The 19,705-nt window shown below is 66.9% G+C and carries 20 protein-coding genes; 10 read left to right on the top strand and 10 right to left on the bottom strand.

The window, feature by feature from the left end:
* Nucleotides 1-484 precede the first annotated feature (484 nt).
* Nucleotides 485-1,705: an NADP-dependent malic enzyme gene (locus ACFC4D_RS27740; RefSeq protein WP_375965614.1), complete on the top strand. Its 1,221-nt coding sequence runs from the start codon at nucleotides 485-487 to the stop codon at nucleotides 1,703-1,705.
* Nucleotides 1,706-1,760: 55 nt separating this feature from the next.
* On the opposite strand, the gene ACFC4D_RS27735 is transcribed toward ACFC4D_RS27740, so the two are convergent.
* Nucleotides 1,761-2,639 (bottom strand): sterol desaturase family protein, encoded by an 879-nt coding sequence (locus ACFC4D_RS27735; RefSeq protein ID WP_376067884.1) that lies wholly within the window; start codon nucleotides 2,637-2,639, stop codon nucleotides 1,761-1,763.
* A 172-nt stretch (nucleotides 2,640-2,811) separates the two neighbouring features.
* On the opposite strand from ACFC4D_RS27735, the gene ACFC4D_RS27730 reads away from it, so the two are divergent.
* Nucleotides 2,812-3,972 (top strand): sensor histidine kinase, encoded by a 1,161-nt coding sequence (locus ACFC4D_RS27730; protein WP_375965619.1) that lies wholly within the window; start codon nucleotides 2,812-2,814, stop codon nucleotides 3,970-3,972.
* A complete protein-coding gene (locus tag ACFC4D_RS27725) occupies nucleotides 3,969-4,616 on the top strand; it encodes a response regulator (protein WP_376067883.1) in 648 nt (215 codons plus the stop codon). Before ACFC4D_RS27730 ends, ACFC4D_RS27725 begins: the two co-directional genes overlap by 4 nt.
* Before the next feature lie 134 nt (nucleotides 4,617-4,750).
* Here ACFC4D_RS27725 and ACFC4D_RS27720 read toward each other — a convergent pair whose 3' ends face one another.
* The 8 genes from ACFC4D_RS27720 to ACFC4D_RS27685 form a co-directional block, all read right to left on the bottom strand.
* Nucleotides 4,751-5,077: a hemophore-related protein gene (locus ACFC4D_RS27720; RefSeq protein ID WP_376067881.1), complete on the bottom strand. Its 327-nt coding sequence runs from the start codon at nucleotides 5,075-5,077 to the stop codon at nucleotides 4,751-4,753.
* 128 nt (nucleotides 5,078-5,205) lie between these two features.
* Nucleotides 5,206-6,573, bottom strand: a complete 1,368-nt coding sequence (locus ACFC4D_RS27715; protein WP_376067879.1) for an ATP-binding protein — start codon at nucleotides 6,571-6,573, stop codon at nucleotides 5,206-5,208.
* The gene (locus ACFC4D_RS27710) at nucleotides 6,574-7,245 is read right to left on the bottom strand and encodes a response regulator transcription factor (RefSeq protein ID WP_376067877.1); all 672 of its coding nucleotides are present in this window, start codon (nucleotides 7,243-7,245) and stop codon (nucleotides 6,574-6,576) included. It lies immediately after the preceding gene.
* A 109-nt stretch (nucleotides 7,246-7,354) separates the two neighbouring features.
* Entirely contained in the window at nucleotides 7,355-7,777 is a 423-nt protein-coding gene (locus ACFC4D_RS27705) for a CBS domain-containing protein (RefSeq protein WP_364640497.1), read from the bottom strand.
* 91 nt (nucleotides 7,778-7,868) lie between these two features.
* Entirely contained in the window at nucleotides 7,869-8,576 is a 708-nt protein-coding gene (locus tag ACFC4D_RS27700) for an ABC transporter permease (RefSeq protein ID WP_376067876.1), read from the bottom strand.
* On the bottom strand, nucleotides 8,573-9,241 hold the full coding sequence (locus ACFC4D_RS27695; protein ID WP_375965633.1) for an ABC transporter permease: 669 nt from the start codon (nucleotides 9,239-9,241) through the stop codon (nucleotides 8,573-8,575). Before ACFC4D_RS27695 ends, ACFC4D_RS27700 begins: the two co-directional genes overlap by 4 nt.
* Nucleotides 9,238-10,389 carry an ABC transporter ATP-binding protein gene (locus tag ACFC4D_RS27690; RefSeq protein ID WP_376067874.1) on the bottom strand — a complete coding sequence of 384 codons (1,152 nt, stop codon included), beginning with the start codon at nucleotides 10,387-10,389 and terminating at the stop codon, nucleotides 9,238-9,240. Before ACFC4D_RS27690 ends, ACFC4D_RS27695 begins: the two co-directional genes overlap by 4 nt.
* 13 nt (nucleotides 10,390-10,402) lie before the next feature.
* The gene (locus ACFC4D_RS27685; protein ID WP_375966433.1) at nucleotides 10,403-11,296 is read right to left on the bottom strand and encodes an ABC transporter substrate-binding protein; all 894 of its coding nucleotides are present in this window, start codon (nucleotides 11,294-11,296) and stop codon (nucleotides 10,403-10,405) included.
* A 310-nt stretch (nucleotides 11,297-11,606) separates the two neighbouring features.
* On the opposite strand from ACFC4D_RS27685, the gene ACFC4D_RS27680 reads away from it, so the two are divergent.
* The 3 genes from ACFC4D_RS27680 to ACFC4D_RS27670 all read left to right on the top strand — a co-directional run bounded on the left by ACFC4D_RS27680 (nucleotide 11,607) and on the right by ACFC4D_RS27670 (nucleotide 13,689).
* Nucleotides 11,607-12,539: a glycine betaine ABC transporter substrate-binding protein gene (locus tag ACFC4D_RS27680; protein WP_376067872.1), complete on the top strand. Its 933-nt coding sequence runs from the start codon at nucleotides 11,607-11,609 to the stop codon at nucleotides 12,537-12,539.
* 127 nt (nucleotides 12,540-12,666) lie between these two features.
* A complete protein-coding gene (locus ACFC4D_RS27675; protein WP_376067870.1) occupies nucleotides 12,667-13,368 on the top strand; it encodes a Crp/Fnr family transcriptional regulator in 702 nt (233 codons plus the stop codon).
* A 105-nt stretch (nucleotides 13,369-13,473) separates the two neighbouring features.
* Nucleotides 13,474-13,689, top strand: coding sequence for a hypothetical protein (locus ACFC4D_RS27670; protein ID WP_364639900.1), 216 nt, complete (start codon nucleotides 13,474-13,476; stop codon nucleotides 13,687-13,689).
* Here the strand turns inward: ACFC4D_RS27670 and ACFC4D_RS27665 are convergent.
* Nucleotides 13,655-14,296: a TetR/AcrR family transcriptional regulator gene (locus ACFC4D_RS27665; protein ID WP_364639897.1), complete on the bottom strand. Its 642-nt coding sequence runs from the start codon at nucleotides 14,294-14,296 to the stop codon at nucleotides 13,655-13,657. The two genes, ACFC4D_RS27670 and ACFC4D_RS27665, sit on opposite strands and share 35 nt — an antisense overlap.
* Before the next feature lie 68 nt (nucleotides 14,297-14,364).
* On the opposite strand from ACFC4D_RS27665, the gene ACFC4D_RS27660 reads away from it, so the two are divergent.
* From ACFC4D_RS27660 to ACFC4D_RS27645, 4 genes are all read left to right on the top strand, one after another.
* On the top strand, nucleotides 14,365-15,882 hold the full coding sequence (locus tag ACFC4D_RS27660; RefSeq protein ID WP_376067868.1) for a flavin-containing monooxygenase: 1,518 nt from the start codon (nucleotides 14,365-14,367) through the stop codon (nucleotides 15,880-15,882).
* Nucleotides 15,883-15,919: 37 nt separating this feature from the next.
* A complete protein-coding gene (locus ACFC4D_RS27655) occupies nucleotides 15,920-16,750 on the top strand; it encodes an SDR family NAD(P)-dependent oxidoreductase (protein WP_375965651.1) in 831 nt (276 codons plus the stop codon).
* A gap of 10 nt (nucleotides 16,751-16,760) precedes the next feature.
* The gene (locus tag ACFC4D_RS27650) at nucleotides 16,761-17,675 is read left to right on the top strand and encodes an alpha/beta hydrolase (RefSeq protein ID WP_375965654.1); all 915 of its coding nucleotides are present in this window, start codon (nucleotides 16,761-16,763) and stop codon (nucleotides 17,673-17,675) included.
* Nucleotides 17,676-17,799: 124 nt separating this feature from the next.
* Nucleotides 17,800-19,593 carry an AMP-dependent synthetase/ligase gene (locus ACFC4D_RS27645; protein WP_375965657.1) on the top strand — a complete coding sequence of 598 codons (1,794 nt, stop codon included), beginning with the start codon at nucleotides 17,800-17,802 and terminating at the stop codon, nucleotides 19,591-19,593.
* The last annotated feature ends 112 nt before the right edge of the window (nucleotides 19,594-19,705 follow it).

Genomic DNA, 19,705 nt, shown 5'->3' with positions numbered 1-19,705 from the left:
GGGTTGTGACAGTTCTCCGCAGTCGCGGCCGGACGTGCGAGTTTCCCTTAACCTGCGGGTGATTCGGCTCACCTAGGCTTCGTTGATGGTGAACGCGCGCGATGGGCCGGGGGCGATTTGGCGCGTCGTCGACGCTACTGGCAGAATGTGACGACCCCCGGCCGCAGCCACCGCCCGGTCCGGGGCCACTCGGTGATTACGGTCCGCGACGCGCGGGTTGACTCTGATCACCCCGGCGATATCGCCCGGACCACCCGTCCGGTTCCAGCTCGACGATCTGTGCAGCGCCGTGTTGTCTGTCCGCAGACACGCTTCCCGCGATCGGTAATACTTTGTGCCCATTGCCACGATGTGGTGGCAAGGTTTTCGAAGTGGCCCGCGGTGATGGCCGACGCGCCCGAAAAACGAGTATCGAAACCCCCATTACCTATTACCGAACGGTAACCGTCAAACGGTTGAGTCCGCACCGAGATGGAGTGAAATCGTGTCATCCGTGACTGAAGCAGTGAATGCCCCCACGGCAAACCCCGCGACCAATACTGCGAACCTTTCCGACATCACCACGGAAGAGATTTTCGCGGGCCACCTGGGCGGCAAGCTCTCGGTCGAACTCACCGCGCCGCTGGAGACCCAGCGCGACCTCTCGATCGCCTACACCCCCGGTGTGGCGCAGGTCTGCCGTGGCATCCACGCCGACGAATCCCTCGCCAAGACCTACACCTGGGCCGAGCGCCTGGTCGTGGTCGTCTCGGACGGCACCGCGGTGCTGGGCCTGGGCGATATCGGCCCGCGCGCCTCGCTGCCGGTGATGGAGGGCAAGGCGGCCCTGTTCAAGAAGTTCGCCGGTCTGGATTCCATTCCGATCGTGCTCGACACCAAAGATGTCGACAAGATCGTCGAAACGCTGATTCTGCTGCGCCCGAGCTTCGGCGCGGTCAATCTCGAGGACATCTCGGCCCCGCGCTGCTTCGAAATCGAGAAGCGCGTTATCGAGGCGCTGGATTGCCCCGTCATGCATGACGATCAGCACGGCACCGCCATTGTGGTGCTGGCCGCCCTCAAGGGCGCTGCCGCGGTGCAGGGTCGCGATATGTCCGCTCTCAAGGTGGTCGTGTCCGGTGCGGGCGCGGCCGGTGTGGCGTGCACCAATATCCTGCTGGCCGCCGGTGTCTCGGACATCGTGGTGCTCGACTCCAAGGGCATCGTGAGCCGGGACCGCGGCGACCTCAACGATGTGAAGGCCGAACTGGCCGAGCGCACCAACCCGCGCAATATCACCGGTGGTCCGGCCGAGGCGCTCGCCGGGTCCGATGTGTTCCTGGGGCTGTCCGCGGGCACCGTCGCCGAGGAGCTCATCGCTTCGATGGCACCCGAGTCCATCGTGTTCGCCATGTCGAACCCGGATCCGGAGATCCACCCGGATGTGGCCGCCAAGTACGCCGCCATCGTGGCGACCGGTCGTTCGGACTTCCCGAACCAGATCAACAATGTGCTCGCGTTCCCGGGCGTCTTCAAGGGCGCGCTGGATGTGGGCGCGCGCCGCATCACCGAGGGTATGAAGGTGGCCGCCGCCGATGCCATCTTCGCGGTGGTCGCGGATGAGCTGGCCGTGGATCGGATCATCCCCAGCCCGCTGGATCCGCGCGTGGCCCCGGCCGTCGCCGCGGCCGTGGGTGCGGCAGCGCGCGCCGAGGGTGTCGCGTAGGCAGCAGCCGTAAACGATTCGGCCCCCGCACCTTTCCGGTGCGGGGGCCGAACTGTTAGACGGGGACGGCTTCTTTCACGGGTTGTTCGGTGGGGGATTCGGTCCAGCCGGGCGGGCCGAAGATGTAGGCGACGCGGCCCTTCCAGGTGCGGGCGGTGCGGACGTCGCGAACCAGGTTCATGAGTTCGGCGTAGTTCACCTTGATCGGATTGTCGGTGCCGATGTTCTTGGTGAGGCCGTAGGCGATGGGCTCGGACTCGGCCGCGAAACTGCCGAACATGCGATCCCAGATGATGAGGACGCCACCGTAATTCGTGTCCAGGTACGGCTGGTTGGAGCCGTGGTGGACGCGATGGTGCGCCGGGGTGTTGAACAGGAATTCGATCGGCCGCCACATGGTGCCGATGCGCTGGGTGTGGATCGGGAACTGGTACAGCAGGCCGATGGTCTGGAGCAGGAAGATCATCCACACCGGGAAGCCCAGGGCCGCGGCCGGAATCCAGCACATACCGCGCAGCTGCGCCGCGATCGGATGCGCCCACGGCAGCCGGATGGCGGTGGAGAGATTGAAGAACCGGCTGGAGTGATGCACGCTGTGCGAGGTCCACAGCAGCCGCACGCGATGGTCGGCGCGATGCGCCCAGTAGTAGCAGAAATCCGTCACGATCAGGCCCAGCACCCACACCCACCAATCACCCGGGGACAGGTGCAGCGGGGTGAAGTGCGCGACCAGCACCACCGTGGAGAACGGAATCAACTGCGCCACAAACGGTTTCACGAAGCGGCCGATGGTGTACGTGGCGATGTTGGAGGCCCGGTCCCGGCCGGACATGCCGTTCGCGGGGCGATCCGGATCGCGCCGATCGGCAATCCATTCCACCAGCATCAGCAGCAGGAATGCCGGTACGGCGTAGATGAACAGGTCTGGACTCATATGGACTCCTGCACGGGAAGTTCCTGCTCGGCGGGCATATCTCGACGCTAATCAGCCCGGCGCGCCGAATCGTCGCGCCGACGGGGGATTTCACGTCCCCCACACGGGGGATCGGGGGTCTCGGGGGTACCGTCGCGCACAATGCCCGAGATGACGACGGAGGTGGTGCGCGGTGGATGTGAGCAGGTCGCTGGCGCGCCAGTCGCTGCTGGTGGCGGTGGTCGCGGCGGTAGTGGACAGCATGCAGCTGGTGGTGTGCGGTGCGTTCGGGGCCGCGCCCGGTATGGCGGCGCTGCTGGCGGTGGGGATCGTGATCGCGGATCTTGCGCTGGCGGCCCCACCGTCCACGGCGGCGTACGCGGCGTTCGCGCAGGTGCTGGTGAAACTGGGGATCGGGGCGTTCGTCCAGCATTACGCGTTGCACGCCCGGATACCCGATGTGGGGTTCCTGGTGGCGGGGTATCGGGCGGGGGCGTGGCTGACCGGTGCGACCTCCTACCTGACGGTCGCCATGCTGGCGGGTGGCGCGGCGCTGGCGCATATTCTGGTGGGCGGCAATGACTCTCGGGATTGGAAGCTGCTCATCGTGACCATTGTCGCGGGGTATGTGCCGTGGTTGGTGGGACGCAATACGGTGGCGCGCGGGGCCTATATCGCGGAATTGGAGCAGCGGGAGCGGTTGCGGGAGCAGGAGCAGCGGGCGGCGCTGGAGCGTGCGCTGTCCGAGGAGCGGGCCGCCATCGCCCGGGATCTGCACGATGTCATCTCCCATCATGTGAGCGCCATCGGAATTCATGCCGGGGTGGCGCGAATAGCACTGTCCCGCACCGATTCCGACGGGGCTACCAAATCGCTGACGGCGGTCGAGTCGAGCAGCCGGTCGGCCATGGTGGATCTGCGGCGGCAATTGGATCTGCTGCACGGGCATGACGATGACGGACAGCGCCAGCCCGGACTCGCCGATATCGAGGATCTGCTGGAGCGGGTACGCTCGGCGGGACTCGAAGTGCACGTGGAGATTTCGGGCGAGCCGCCGGTGCTGCCCGGCTCATTGGACGTGATGCTGTACCGGGTGGTGCAGGAGATGCTCACCAACGCGCTGCGGCACGGCCGCGCGCCCGCGCGACTGGAGATCGGCTATCGGCCGACGCGGGTGGAGGTTCGCGAGACCAATCCCATCGCCACGGTGCCGCAGGTTCCCGAGGGAGTGCGCCGGGGTCTGGACGGCATCCGGCGGCGTGTCGAATTGTTCGGCGGCACCGTGGTATCGGGGCCGGATCGCACCGGAAGTCGTTGGGACATCGTGGTTTCGGTACCGATTGGAGCGGCATGAGCGTAAGGGTGCTGATCGCGGACGATCACACCATGTTCCGGTCCGGGCTGCGGGCCGTGGTGGACGCGCAGGACGATCTGGAATGCGTGGCCGAGGTGGCGGACGGTCGCGCCGCGATCGAGGCGGCGGCCCGGCTGCGGCCGGAGGTGGCGATCCTCGATGTGCGCATGCCGAAACTCGACGGCCTGGCGGCCACGGAAGCCATTGTGGCAGCGGGCGGTACGCGTGTGCTGGTGCTCACCACTTATGACAGCGAAGCCAGCCTGTCCCGAGCTTTGGCCGCCGGGGCCAGCGGCTTTCTACTGAAGAGCCTGCCGCCCGAAGACCTGGTGGCAGCCATTCGCGTGGCGGTGCGCGGTGACGCGGTCATCGACCCCTCCATGACCCGCAGGCTCGCAACGCGTTTCGCCACCGAACTGGCCCCGCCCGCCGAACCCCCGGAACTTGCCCAGCTCACCGCCCGCGAACGCGAAGTCCTGCTCCTGGTGGCCGCCGCCCGCAGCAATTACGAGATCGCCGCCGAATTGGGCGTGGGCGAGGAGACCGTCAAGACCCACGTCTCCCGCGTCCTCGCCAAACTCGGTGTCCGCGACCGCATTCACGCGGTGGTCTATGCCTACCGCACCGGCCTGGTGCGCGGCTGACACGAAACCGGCGGACACCGTGGAAGTCGGTGTCCGCCGGTCGGTTCCGTCGGCGTCGTGTCGCGAGGGCAGTCGCGGCATATGCGCCGGACCGGCGAGGGATGGTCCGGCGGGCGGCGCTGACGGGCCGTGGATTATTTGTGGCAGTTGGCGCGGTAGTCGCGTACGGCCTGGCGGGCGTCCTTGATGGCCTGGGCGTCCTGCGGGTGTGAGGAGGCGTACGCCTTCATTTCGGCGCGGCGCTGATTCTTGGGCAGGGTCTTGATCTTGGCGAATTCGGCGGCCGCGTCCGGATGGCTCGAAAGGTACGCCTGCACTTTGCCTTTCGCGTCGGCGCGGGCCGCGCTCAATGCCGCCGGGCTGCAATCGGGGCCGTCGGCCGCGGCCACGCCCGGCACCGCCAGCGCGATGGCGGCGAATCCGGCCGCACCGGCGACGACGGCGGCAATGCTGCGCTTCATACTCACTCCTACCTGAGGGAATCGGTCTCCACCGAATCTGCCCCCGCCACCTGAAGATCCCCTGAATCCCGGCCCCATCTTCAGCCGATCTTCAGCTCCACCCGTCAACGGCCCAGAGCCCGCTGGGCTCAGTCGCGGGGGAGACGGAGCAGGAAGACCGCACCGGAGCGGTCGGGAGGGGGCGGTTCGCAGGTCAGGTCGCCGCCGTGGGCGCGGGCCAGGCCGCGGGCGATGGGCAGGCCGAGGCCGGAGCCGTCGGTGCGGTGGTCGCGAGCGGCGTCGAGGCGGACCAGGCGATCGAAGACGCGTTCGCGGTCGTTCTGAGGAATGCCGGGGCCGGTGTCGATCACAGCCAGTTCGGCGAATTTGCCTGTGGCGCACAGGCGAATCCGCACGGTGGGGAGGTACTGCCGATCGGTCGGTCCCGATGCGTCGTTCATGGCCTGGCAGGCGTTGTTCAGCAGGTTCGCCAGGATCTGGGTGATGCGTTCGGGGTCGGCCGTCACCGTCACCGGAGCGCCTTCGAGTCGGAAGGTTGTGTCCGGGTGCAGGATTCGCATGCGATCGAGTTGGGTCGCGGTCAGGGCGTGCAGATCGGTGGGGACGCGGTGGAGTTGTAATCCGGCGTCGATGCGCGCCAGATCGAGCAGATCGTCGATGAGGCGGCCCGCGCGGACGGCTTCGCGCACCAGGAGCAGATGCATGCGCTGAAGCTCTTCCGGATCGGCGTCGGCCGGATGCTGGATGACCGCTTCGGCGAGGGCGCGAATGCCGGAGACGGGCGTGCGGAGTTCATGGGCGGCATCTCCGACGAAGGTGCGAATACGCTGTTCGGAGGCCCGGGCGCGGGCTTCGGCGGCGGTGGTGGCGTGCAGTGCGCCTTCGAGGGTGTCCAGCATTTCGTCGAAAGCCGCTGCGGTGCGCCCCAATTCGGTATCGGTGCGGGACGGGTTCAGGCGGCGGCCGAATTGGCCGCGGGCGATTTCGCGGGCCAGCCGGGTCATGGCGTCCAGTGGTGCGAGGGCGCGCGGCACGCCGAACCAGAGCCCGGCGGCGATGACGGCGATGGCCCCCGCCGTGGCCAGGCTCAGCAGGATGCCGAGGCGGTCCTGTACGCGGGACAGCAGCGGGGTGTCGATTTGCAGGGTGAGGCGGCCGCCGTCCAACTGCCCGCCGGTGAGTTTGACGATGCGCGTTTTCACCGCGCTGTCCTCGGCGTTCTTGCGAGTGAGGCTGCCGAATCCGCGCCCGTCGGGCAGCACCAGCCGCGCCCGCACCGACCGGGTGTCCACCCGCGCGATCAGATCGTCGGGCGAAACCCCCTCCTGCGACAGCTGTTTCGCCAACTGCACGCGATCGGTGAGCACCGTGTTCTCGCTGCGATTCACCACCAGCCCGAACAGCGCGTGCACCGTGAACGCCACCGCCACCAGCACCACACCGGAAACGATTGCGGTGGTGAGGGTTACCCGCCTGCGCAGCGATACCGTGCGCACCTATTCGCCCACCCGCAGCGTGTACCCGAGCCCGCGCACGGTGTGCAGCAGCCGATCCCCGTGTTCCTCGAGTTTGCGGCGTACCGCGCTCACATTCACCTCGACCAGATTGGGGTCGTAATTGTCGTAACCCCATACGGCCGTGAGGATCTGGGTCTTGGTCACCACGCGATCCCGATTCCCGGCCAGATAGGTGAGCAGTTTGAATTCGGTCGCCGTGAGCGCCACCGGAATGTCCGCGCGCCGCACACTGCCGGAGTCGACGTCGACGACGAGATCCCCCACGGTGATCCGGGTCCGCGCCCGGCCCATACGCCGCAGCAGCGCGTCCACCCGCGCCACCACCTCGGCCAGCTCGAACGGTTTCACCACGTAGTCGTCCGATCCGGCGCGCAGTCCGCGCACCCGATCCTCGACGCCGTCGCGCGCGGTCAGCATGAGCACCCCGGACGCCGATCGCGCCCGCACCACTTCCAGTAGCGCGAACCCGTCCCGCCCGGGCAACATCACATCGAGCACGACCACATCGGGCCGGAACTGCGCCAGATCCTGTTCCAGCAGTGCTCCGTCCGCTCGCCCGAGCACGTCATGCCCGGCGGCGCGCAGTCCCGCCGCGACGGCCGCGCGGATGGCTTCGGCGTCCTCGACCACAAGAATTCGTCCCGGTTGCACGGGCACATTCTCCGGCCGCTCCCTGTGAATCAGCTGGCGATGGCGATCGAGGGGGTACTCATGGCGGGATTCCACGGGATTCCACCGCCGTGCGCACCCCCTCCGCGCACTAGTGCGGGATGGAGACCGCGGCCACGAATTCCGCGAGCTGCTTATCGGTGACGTTCTTGGCGAGGTCGGATTCGCAGATCATGCCGATGAGGCGTTTGCCGTTGGCGACGTCGATGACGGGCAGCCGCTTGATCTGATTCTGTTCCATCATGTCGAGCACCGCGGAGACGTCGGTGTCGGCGTCGACCCAGCGGGGTGTGCCCTGGGCGAGGTCACCGGCGCGGACCCGGGAGGGGTCGTGGCCCTCGGCAATGCAGCGGACGACGATGTCACGATCGGTGAGCATGCCGATCAAGCGGTCGTTATTGCAGATGGGGAGTGCGCCGACATCCATATTGCGCATCATTTGCGCGGCGCGGTCGAGGGTTTCGTCCGCCGGAATGCATTCCGCCGTGCGGTGCATGATGTCGCGGGCTTTCATGGCTTTCACGCAGACCTCCTGAAGAGTGGATGGTGCTTCGGGCCATCTGCCATCGTGTCTCGAGTCACACCGGAGGTCAATGCGCGACCGGTCAGCTGATCGGTTGTGCGGCCGCCGCGACGGGCGGTGGCGTGCGGCGCAATCGGCCGGTGCCGGGAGCCGACAGCCACACCGCGAAGGCCAGCACCGCGTCCAGGGCCAGCGCGAGCGTCGCCACCAGAATCGCGCCGACGAGTACGCGATCGTATTTGTAGAGCCCGATGCCGTCGAAGATGTAGCGGCCCAGTCCGCCCAGGTTCACATAGGCGGCGATGGTGGCGGTCGCGACCACCTGCAGGGTGGCCGCGCGCAGCCCGGTGAGCAGGACCGGCAGCGCGTTGGGCAATTCCACCCGGAACAGCACCTGGCGTTCGGTCATGCCCATGGCCCGTGAGGCGTCGACCACGACCGGGTCGACATTCGCGATTCCGGCGTAGGTGCCCGCCAGCAGCGGCGGAATGCCGACGGTGAGCAGTGCGAGAATCGGCGGAAACAGTCCGAGACCGAGCAGCAGCACCACGAAGGTGAGCAGGCCCAGGGTCGGCAGGGCGCGCATGGCATTGGCGAAGCCGACGATCAGCGCCGATCCGCGCCGGGTGTGCCCGACCACCAGCCCGATGGGCAGTGCGACGGCCACCGACAGGCCGACCGCGAGCAGGCTGTACCAGAGGTGTTCGGCGATGCGCTTACCGATGCCGGTGGGACCGGACCAGTTCGAGCCGGTGCTCAGGTAATGCCAGGCGTCGAGGAAAAGGTTCATGCCGCAATGCCTTTCGCGCGGCGGATGCGTCCGCCGGTGCGCAGCCACGGGGTGGCGAGTCGGCCGAGCACATACAGCAGTCGATCCATGACCAGCGCCAGCACCAGCACCACGATGATGCCCGCGACGATCTCATCGGGATAGTCGCGCTGATAGCCCTGGGTGAAGAGTTTGCCGAGTCCGCCGACGCCGATCAGCGCGCCGACGGTCACCATGGAGATATTGGTGACCGCGACCACGCGCAGGTTGGCCACGAAAACCGGTAGGGCGAGCGGGAAGTCGACGGTGAGGGTGCGGCGCAGCCGGGTGTAGCCGATGGCGTCGGCGGCGTCGAGGACTTCGGCGGGCACCGAATCCAGGGCGGCGGGCACCGCGGTCACCAGCAGTGCTACCGAGTAGATGGTCAGTGCGATAACCACATTCAGCGGATCGATGACCGAGATGCCGATCAGCGGCGGCAGGATCACGAACAGCGCCAGCGACGGAATCGTATAGGCGATGCCCGCCGCGGTGGTGGTGACGCGGCGCAGCCAGCGTGCCCGGTGCGCGAGCGCCCCGGCCGGTATCGCGATGAGCAGTCCGATGAGCAGCGGCAGCAGCGCCAGATACAGGTGGGTGCGGGCGAATCCGGCGATCTCCGCGAAATTGTCGAGGAGATACCTCACTTGGCCGCCTCCTCCTCGAAGAACGCGCGATTGCGTTCGGCGTCTTCGGCGGCGCGCTGGTTCGAGAGTTGTTCCAGCACATCCGCGGCCAGGATGGCCCCGCGCACCGCGCCGGAATCCTGCACCGCCACACCGATTTCCGAGGGAGAGGAGATGGCGGCGTCCAGCGCCTGGCGCAGATCGCCGTCCGGCGGGTAGAGCGAGCCGCCCGCCGCCATATTGTGCTCCAGCGGCTGTCCGGCGCGCACGGCCTCGACGCCGGTGGTGTCGATCCAGCCGAGCGGACGCCGTTCGGGATCGATGACGAGCCGCCATTCGCCCTTGCTCAGGCGCACCCCGGTGACTTCCTCGGGGGTGATGGTGGCGAGTTCGCGCAGCGGTACGGCGGCGGCGCTGCGGAACGACAGTTCCCGATAACCGCGATCGCGCCCGACGAAGCCGGCGACGAAATCCGTTGCGGGCTGCGAGAGTACGCGCTGCGGTTCGTCGTACTGCTGTAGTCGTCCGCCCGCGCCGAAGACGGCGACGCGGTCACCGAGTCGGATGGCCTCGTCGATATCGTGCGTGACGAAGACGATGGTCTTGTGCAGTTCGGCTTGCAGTCGCCGCATCTCGGCCTGGAGCTCGGTGCGTACGACCGGGTCGACGGCGCTGAACGGTTCATCCATCAGCAGAATGGGCGGATCGGCCGCCAGCGCCCGGGCCACGCCGACACGCTGCTGCTGACCGCCGGACAGCTGTGCCGGATAGCGTTGCGCCAGTTCCCGATCCAGGCCGACCCGGTCCAGTACCTCGAGCGCCGCCTTGCGGGCCGCGCGGCGGGAAGCGCCGCGCAGCACCGGGACGGTGGCCACATTGTCGAGCACGGTGCGGTGCGGCAGCAGTCCGGCGTTCTGGATGACGTATCCGATGCCGAGCCGCAGCTGTACCGGGTTGATCGTCGAAACATCCTGTCCGGCAACGGTTATGGTGCCGGTGGTGGGACTGATCATGCGGTTGATCATCCGCATGGCGGTGGTCTTGCCGCCGCCGGAGGGACCGACGAATACGGTGAACGACCCCGATTCGATGCGCAGGTCGAAATCGTGGACGGCAACTGTCCCGCCCGGGTAGGTCTTGCTGACCCCGCTGAATTCGATGTCGGACACCGTATTTCCCCTATCAGCCGATCGGCTTGTTCAGCCCCTGCGCCTGCACCCACGCCTTGGCGGCCGCGGCGGGTTCGGTTTTGGCGCTGCCGGAGACCGCGGTATTGAGCCCGATCAGTTCGGCGGTGGTGAGTTTGGCCGAGACGGCATCGAGGACGGCGATCAGCTTGTCGCTCTTCTTGGCGGTGTTGAACAGCGGCACCACGTTCTGTGCGGCGAAGTTGTGCAGCGGATCGGCAAGTACCACCAGGTTATTGGCGGCGATGGACGGCGAGGTGGTGAAGATGTCGGCGGCGGTCACCTGACCGTCGGTGAGTGCGCGCACCGTGGCCGGGCCGCCGCCGTCGGCGATGGCCTGGAACTTGGCGGGCGCGATATCGAGGTTGTAGACCTTCTTCAGGCCGGGGAGACCGCCTGGGCGCTCGGCGAATTCGGCGGGCGCGGCGAAGCTGACCTCGGACGAATGCGGGGCGAGATCGCCGATGGACTTGAGATTCCAGCGTTCGGCGGTGGCGCCGGTGACCACGACGGCGTCGGAATCCTCACCGGGAGCGGGGGTTGCGATACCGAGCTCGGTGCCGAGCGCCTTGGTGAGCGCGGTGTTCACATCGGCGGGCGCGGTGGCCGTGGACGATTTGTCCAGGTACTGCAGCAGGTTGCCGGTGTAGTCGGGGATCAGGCTGATCGCGCATTCGCGCAGCGCGGGCACGTACGCCTCGCGGCTGCCGATATTCAGCTTGGTGGTGATCTGGAAACCGTTGGCGCGCAATGCTTCCGCATACACGTCCGCGACGGTTTCGGATTCCGGGAAGTTGGCCGAGCCGACGGTGAGGGTATCGGTGCCGCCCCCGCAGTCGCTCTTGCCGCCGAGTGGATTGGAGTCGCCGCCGCAGGCGGAGGCGGCCATGGCCGCTGCGAGCGCGACGGCCGCGGCGAGGATACGTAGCACGGTGCGGGCTGTGCGCCTGCCGCCGGCGCGCGTGGAGATTAGCGAATGCACTGTTGTCCTTCCGAGCGAGGCCATTCGGATTCCCCGTGCGGATCGCGTCGGGGGAACCAACCTGAGTGTTCATACTGCCCGGTTTGCCGCGCGAACGTTGCCTACCTCGGGTTGGTTTCTTCGTGTGCCGTGGCACGATTTCCGATATCGGCTGGTGAGACACGCTCGGGGCCACCCGATCCGGAGTTCGCGCCCGGCGCGCGGCAGACTGTTGCGAATGTTCGGCAGAACGGATTCCCGCGCCCCCCGGCGAGCCCTGCTGTCCACCGCGCTGGCGGTCACGGTGGCACTGGCAACCCTCGCGTGCGGTACCGACGACGCGCCCGCGCTGACCATCGGCGCGGGTGATTCGGCGCAGTCGGGTCTGCTCGCCGAGATCTATGCGAACGCACTCGGGCGCACCGGCGCGCGCACCGCCGTGCACCGCGGGCTGGGCGCGCGCCCGGGTCAGCTCGCCGCGCTCGACGCGGGCACCGTCGTAGCGGTCGCCGATGTGACCGGTGATCTGCTCACCGCGCTCGATTCCACCTCAACGGCGAACAAGCCCGACGATGTGGTCAAAGCGCTCAATGCCGCTCTGCCCGAAGGGCTCACGGTCGGCGATCCGGCCGACGGCACCGATCTGCGCCCGGTCGTCGTGGCCGATGCCACCCGCACCGAGGTCTACCCGTCGTCGCTGAAGGAGCTGGCCCCGCGCTGTCCCGAGCTGACCGTCGGCATCGCCACCGGCCCCGCGCTGGATCCGATGCGCGCGCCGCTGGATCCGCAGCGCGATGTGCTCGCTCCCCTGGAAGCGGTCTACGGCTGTGCCGTCGCGCACCCGGTCACCTTCCCCACCGCCGAGGACGCTCGAAAAGCCCTGTCCAGCGGTGAGATCCAGCTGGCGGTGCTGTCCGGCCCGCCGTCCTACCTCCCCGGCGGCGGTGCGGACCTGACCGCGCTGGCCGACCCGGCCTACGCCTTCCGCTCCGCCATGGTGGTCCCGGTGATCCGTAAGGCCGCCTTGACATCGACCCAGCTCCGCAAACTCAACTATGTCGCAGGCGAACTCACCACCGTCGACCTCGCCGATATGCTCCGCCGGATCCGCGATAACGGCGCGGTCCCCGCGGACCTGGCCCGCACCTGGCTGGACGCGCACGCGCTCTGAATCCGGATCGGGCCGCCGAATCCGCCGCAGGTATCGCCGATTGTGATGTGAGTTGCGGTTCCGTTCCCGGAAAGCTCGCTTACCGTTGAGTTTCGGGGACGATTCCAACTAGGCGGATTTGGATTCGATGGTCGATTTGGATGCTTGGCCGTGGCCGGAGAACACGTTGCTGGCGCGGTTGAGTCCGCGCTCGCGGCGGGAGTTGCTCGGGCTGGGGCATGAGCGGTACTGCAAACCGGGGACATTGCTGATGCGGCAGGGGGATCCGGGGAACACCGTGTACGTGCTGCGCTCGCACGATACGAGCGTATCGGCGTGCGTGAAGATCACCGCGGACGCCGGGACGCTGTTCGCCATTCGGGTGAGCGGCGATGTGATCGGGGAATTGGGCGCGCTGACACCGAATTCGGTGCGCTCGGCCACCGCGACCGTCTGCACGGCGACGATCGCGCACTGCATTCCGGGAAATATGTTCCTGTCGTTTCTCAATGAGCATCCGGACGGCTGGCAGACGCTGTGCCGCACGCTGGCCGATCGGCTGGCGTGGTCGGATCAGCGGCGGCTGGATTTCGGCGGCTGGCCGGTGCGGCGCTGTCTGGCCCGATTACTGGTGGAATTCGCCGAATCCTACGGCCGCCCCAGCGAATCCGGTGTGGAGATCACCGTGCGGCTCTCCTATGAGGAGCTCGGGAATCTCATCGGCGCGGGGGAGGACGCGGTCGGGCTGGCGATGAAGCGAATGCAGCTCAAGGGTCTGGTCTGCCTGCGCAACAGGCATGTCGTGGTGCGTGATCTCGAAGGTTTGCGGAACTACGCGGAGCTGGAGTGAAAATTCTCTGAAATCTACTCCGCGGCCGGATTTTTCAGGCGCGGGGCGGGTTCGTCCGGTGGCACTCTCGTGGCCTGGTGATACACGAGATATGGGAGGGCACCGATGTCGACACTGGAACCCGAATACGACTGGAATCCCGCCGAACGGCTGTTTCTGACCCTGAGCCGCGCGCACAGCCCGCTCGCGGCGGCGCTCATGGCGACCGCGGTCACCGGCTACTGGCCCGAAACAGCCTCGCGCGCAATCGATACCCGGGTCATCGCGCCCGTGACCGAGCTGGCCGTCACTCGAGCAGGGCGGCGGCGAGCGTGGAGTTGAGCGCCAGCGCGGGCAGTGATTCGACCAGCAGGTCGATCAGCGCCTCGCGGGTGATGGGGGCCTCGCGGAGCCAGGTCAGGGTGGTTTCCTCGACGAAGGCGATCCAGCCCCGGACCGCCAGGGTCAGGCGCGGCATATCCGAATCCTCCACGGGGATGGGGGATTCGGCGAGGATGCGCTCGACCTGGGCGAGCCGGTGCGCGTTCACCATGGCGACCAGTTCCGGGCTGGCGCTGATGGGTCCGCGCAGCAGGGCCTGGTAGGGGGTGCGGTTCTCCTCCACGTACGCGACATAGCGTTCGACCGAATCGCGCAGCATCTCCGCCAGCGGCAGCGCGGGATTGGGGGTGGTGCGTTCCAGCAGTTCCGCGTTGGCGTAGGCGATGATCGCCAGGTGGAAATCGCCCAGGGTGGGGAAGTAGTGGAACAGCAGGCCGCGCGAGATGCCGGCCTGTTCTGCGATCTCGCTGACCGACACCTCCTCCAGGGACCGTTCGCGCAGCATGTTCGCGCCCAGGGTGATGAGTTGCAGGCGTCGATCGTCGGGGCTGAGCCGGGTGCGTTTGGCACCCGCGTCCGGCTTGCTCACCTTGGCTCCTCGGGTCATGGCGAAATCTTACTGAACGTGAGTCAATACTATTGACTCCTACTCAATAAGACCCTACGCTGATGTACATGAGTCGCAAGGTTACAGACAAAGCTGTCGACAACCGGGCCGCCCGGCATTCCCACATCATCATCGTGGGCAGCGGGTTTTCCGGCCTGGGCCTGGCCATTCGGCTGAGTCAGCAGGGTCGCACCGACTATCTCGTGCTCGAGCGCGGCAATGATGTCGGCGGCACCTGGCGCGACAACACCTACCCGGGCGCGGCCTGCGATGTGCCCTCGCACCTGTACTCGTACTCCTTCGCGCTGAACCCGGACTGGTCCCGCTCGTTCTCCAAGCAGCCGGAGATCCAGGGCTACATCAAGTCCGTCGCCGATAAGTACGACGTGCGCGACAAGCACCTGTTCAACTGCGATATGACCGGCGCGCAGTGGAACAATGACACCGCCCGCTGGGAGATCCAGACCTCGCAGGGCGATTTCACCGCCGATATCCTGGTCTCCGCGGTCGGCGCGCTGTGCGAGCCGAACCTGCCGGATATCAAGGGCATCAACGACTTCCAGGGCGAGATCTTCCACTCCGCGCGCTGGGATCACAATGCCGATCTGACCGGTAAGCGCGTCGCCGTCATCGGCACCGGCGCCTCCGCCATCCAGATCGTGCCGTCGATCGCCAAGCAGGTCGCGCACCTGGACCTGTACCAGCGCACCGCCCCGTGGCTGCTGCCGCGCGCGGACCGGCCCTACCTGCTGCCGGAAAAGCTTGCCTTCAAATACATTCCGGGCGCGCAGGCGCTGTCCCGCGCCGCCATCTACGCCGCGCGCGAGACCCAGGTGGTCGGCCTGGCCAAGTTCCCGCCCGCCATGAAGATCCTGGAGACCGTGGCGCGCGCCAAGCTGCGCATCGAGGTCAAGGATCCGGAGCTGCGCAAGAAGGTCACGCCGAACTTCCGCATCGGCTGCAAGCGCATGCTCATCTCGAACGAGTACTACCCGGCGCTGGGCCGTGACAATGTCGACGTCGTCACCGACGGCATCCAGGAGATCCGCTCCGGGTCGGTCGTCACCAAGGACGGCATGGAGCGCGAAGTGGACGCCATCGTGGTGGCCACCGGCTTCCACGTCACCGATTCCCCTGCCTACGACACCATTTCGGGTCGCGACGGCCGCACCCTGGCCGAGGTCTTCGAGAGCATCGGCCAGCAGGGCTACAAGGGTTCGGCGATCCACAACTACCCGAATATGTTCTTCATGCTCGGCCCGAACGTCGGCCTTGGCCACACCTCGATGGTGTTCATGATCGAATCGCAGATCAACTACATCGCCGATGCCGTGGCCACCATCGACCGCCTGGGTGTGCGCACCATCGAGGTGCGCAAGGATGTGCAGGACGAATACAACGCCGAACTGCAGCAGAAGCTGAGCGGCGCGGTCTGGAGCACCGGCGGCTGCGCCTCCTGGTACATGGACAAGCACGGCAACAACACCACGCTCTGGCCGGACTTCACCTTCCGCTTCCGGAGCCTGCTCCAGAAGTTCGACGTATCCGCCTACGAGACTTCATCTTCCGCCCGGACCGCCGCCTGATCTCCGGCAGCGCCCGAACCAACCGAAAGTGGTAACCGTGAGCAACGATGCTTACTTCAAGGACAAGGTCTGTGTGATCACCGGCGCCGGATCCGGCATCGGGCGCGCCCTGGCGGAGAACCTGGCCCGCCGCGGCGCGAAACTCGCGCTGTCCGATATCGACACCGAGGGCCTGGCCGAAACCGTGCGGCTGTGCGAGAAGTTCGGTGTGGAGATCAAATCCGATCGACTCAACGTGGCTGAGCGCGAGGCCGTGCTGGTCTACGCCGATGAGGTCAAGAAGCATTTCGGCAAGGTCAACCAGATCTACAACAATGCCGGAATCGCGCACCACGGCGATGTGCTGGACACCGCGTTCAAGGACATCGACCGCATCATGGACGTCGACTTCTACGGAGTCGTCAACGGCACCAAGGCATTCCTGCCGTACCTGATCGAATCCGGTTCGGGTCACGTGGTGAACATCTCCAGTCTGTTCGGCCTCATCGCCGTGCCCGGCCAGAGCGCCTACAACGCCGCCAAGTTCGCGGTGCGCGGTTTCACCGAGGCGCTGCGCCAGGAAATGATCATGAGCGGTAAGCCGGTCAAGGTCACCTGCGTGCACCCCGGCGGCATCCAGACCGCCGTCGCCCGCAACGCGACGGTCTCCGAGGGCCTGAACCAGCAGAACCTGGCGACCCTGTTCGACAAGAAGCTCGCCATGCACACCCCCGCCATGGCCGCGCAGACCATCACCGAGGGCGTGGCCCGCGGACACGGCCGCGTGCTGATCGGCTGGGAGGCAAAACTGCTGGATCTGTTCGTGCGCAGCACCGGCTCGTACTACCAGCGCATCTCCGCCGTTGTACAGAAGCGCTTCCTGCCGTAGGGAATTGGTTATGCCACAGCTGAATCTGCCGTTGCCGCTCGCGCGTGCGGTCCTGCATCCGGTGTTCCGGGTCATGCTGAACAAGACGCTGCCCTTCTCGGTGCAGCGCGCCCTGATGGATCTGGGCGCGCCGTTGCAACGGGCGCCGCGCGGTACGCATTACGAGAAGGTGCGCCTGGGTGGTCGTCCGGCCGAGCGGGTCACGCTCGGCCCGGCCACCGACAGCGCCACCGTGCTGTATCTGCACGGCGGCGGTTACACGGTCGGCTCGCCCGCCACGCATCGGGCGCTCGCCGGTTATCTGGCGCGTGAAACCGGTTGTCCCGTACAGGTTCTCGACTATCGCCTGGCCCCGGAGCATCCGTTCCCGGCGGCTCTGGACGATGCCGAGGCGGCGTTCCTGGAGCTGATCGCCTTCGGCTACAAGCCCGAACGCATTGCGGTGGGCGGGGATTCGGCCGGTGGCGGGCTCGCGCTGGCGCTGGCGATCCGATTGCGCGATAAGCACGGACTGGCCCCGGCCGCGCTCGGGCTCATCGCGCCGTGGGGCGATCCCAACGAGATCCCCGAGCGCACCCGGGATCTGGTCATCAACAAGCCGTGGTCGCGGGCCTGTGCCGCCGCCTATCTGGGTGCCGGTGACGGCCTCGACACCGGTTACGCGCCGCTGCTCGCCGATCTGCACGGGCTGCCGCCCACCTATGTGCAGGCCGATAAATCCGAGCTGCTGCACGACCAGTGCACCCGGCTCACCGCGAAACTGCGCGCGGCGGGCGTGGAGACCCGGTTCACCGAGACCGAGGGTCTCTGGCACGTGTCCCAATTGCAGGCGTCCCTGGTGGCGCCCGCCGAGGCCATTACCCGGGAACTCGGCGAGTTCCTGCGCCAGGCCCTTCGACCTGCGCAAACCCGTTCCATAGGATAGTGGTGGCACGGTTTGTGAAGCCCGTTCGAACGGTTCGATAGAACAGGTTCGGGCGGGCTGCCGGGTGTGACATGTAAGCGTGGCGTAAATTACCCGCGAGTAAACCCACTGTGGAAGGGCAGCGATGCGAGAGTTCGAAGTCCCGGCTACCTACACCATCCCCGAGAGCGCCAATATGTCGGACGGTGCGTTCCGGCATGCGGAGAAGACCCCGGACCTGGTCGTCTTCAACACTCCGGATGGTAAGGGCGGCTGGAACGACGTCACGGCGGTCGAGTTCGCCAAGGCCGTCACGGGTGTGGCCAAGGGCTTGGTCGCCTCCGGAATCGAACTCGGAGACCGGGTGGCCATCATGGCCGCCACCTCCTACGAGTGGGTCGTGCTGGACTTCGCCATCTGGGCGGCCGGCGGCTGCACCGTCGCCATCTTCGACAGCTCCTCGGCCGAGCAGATCCGCTGGATCCTGTCCGACTCCGCCACCAAGGCGATCGTCGTGCAGAACGAGAAGCAGCGCGCCACCATCGCCGAAATCGAAGGCGGACTCGGTGATCTGCGCGAGGTGCTGCAGATCGAGGGCGGCGCCATCGCCGAACTGACCACGCGCGGTGCCGAACTCGACGACAGCGTCGTGCACGAGCGCCGCGCCCAGGTCAAGGCCGCCTCGCCCGCGACCCTCATCTACACCTCCGGCACCACCGGACGGCCCAAGGGCGTCATGCTCTCGCATGCCAACCTGTACGCCGAATCGGCCGCCGACCGCTCCGCCATGAGCGAGTTCCTGCGCCCCGGCCAGAAGTCGCTGCTGTTCCTGCCGCTCGCGCACGTCTTCGCGCGGGCCGTGGCGCTGGCCGCGTTCGACGCGGGCGTCACCGTCGCGCACAGCTCCGACTGGTCCACGCTGGTCGACCAGTTCGGCGCGTACAAGCCGAACTTCATCCTCTCGGTACCGCGCGTATTCGAGAAGGTGTTCAACGGCGCGAAGCAGAAGGCGCACGACGGCGGCAAGGGCAAGATCTTCGACTACGCCACCGAAGTGGCCATCGACTACAGCAAATCGCTGGAGACCGGCGGCCCCGGCCTGGTGCTCAAGCTCAAGCACACCGTGCTGGACAAGCTGGTGTTCGCCAAGCTGCGCGAGGCCATGGGCGGGCAGTGCGGTTCCGCGGTCTCCGGCGGCGGACCCCTCGGCGCGCGCCTGGGCCACTACTTCCGCGGCGCGGGCGTCACCATCTACGAGGGCTACGGCCTGACCGAGTCCACCGCGGCCGTCAGCGTCAACACCCCCAAGAACATCAAGGTCGGCACCGTCGGCCAGCCGCTGCCGGGCCACGGCGCGAAGGTCGCCGAGGACGGCGAACTGCTCATCCGCGGACCGGTCGTATTCTCCGGCTACTGGAACAACCCGGACGCCTCCGCCGACGCGTTCGACGCCGACGGCTGGTTCAAGACCGGTGACCTGGGCGCGATCGATGAGAAGGGGTTCATCTCCATCGTCGGCCGCAAGAAGGAAATCCTGGTCACCGCGGGCGGTAAGAACGTCTCTCCGGCCATGCTCGAGGATTCGCTGCGCCAGCACCCGCTGATCAGCCAGGTCATGGTGGTCGGCGACGGGCAGCCGTTCATCGGCGCGCTCATCACCCTGGATCAGGAAACGCTGCCGAAGTGGCGCGAGCGCAACAACATTCCGCCCGAGACCACCATCGAGCACCTGATCGAGAACCCGGCGCTGGTAGCGGAGATCAACGAGGCCGTGGCCGCCACCAATAAGCTGGTGTCGCATGCCGAGGCGATCAAGAAGATCCGCATCCTGCCGGTGGACTGGACCCAGGAGGGCGGCGAGCTCACCCCGAAGCTCTCGCTCAAGCGCAACGTGGTCATGAAGGAATACGCCAAGGATGTAGAGGCGATCTACTCCTAGATCTTCGTTCGGACAGGGCGCTGCCACCGGATTCTTCCGGGGCAGCGCCTTTTTCATACCGCTGACCGGGGGAGTTCCGGCGTCATCGGAATGTCATTTCTGTGGCCGGTGC

The sequence above is a fragment of the Nocardia sp. NPDC056000 genome (genome assembly GCF_042269265.1).
Lineage (GTDB): Bacteria > Actinomycetota > Actinomycetes > Mycobacteriales > Mycobacteriaceae > Nocardia.
This window is presented reverse-complemented; position numbering and strand designations above follow the sequence as displayed.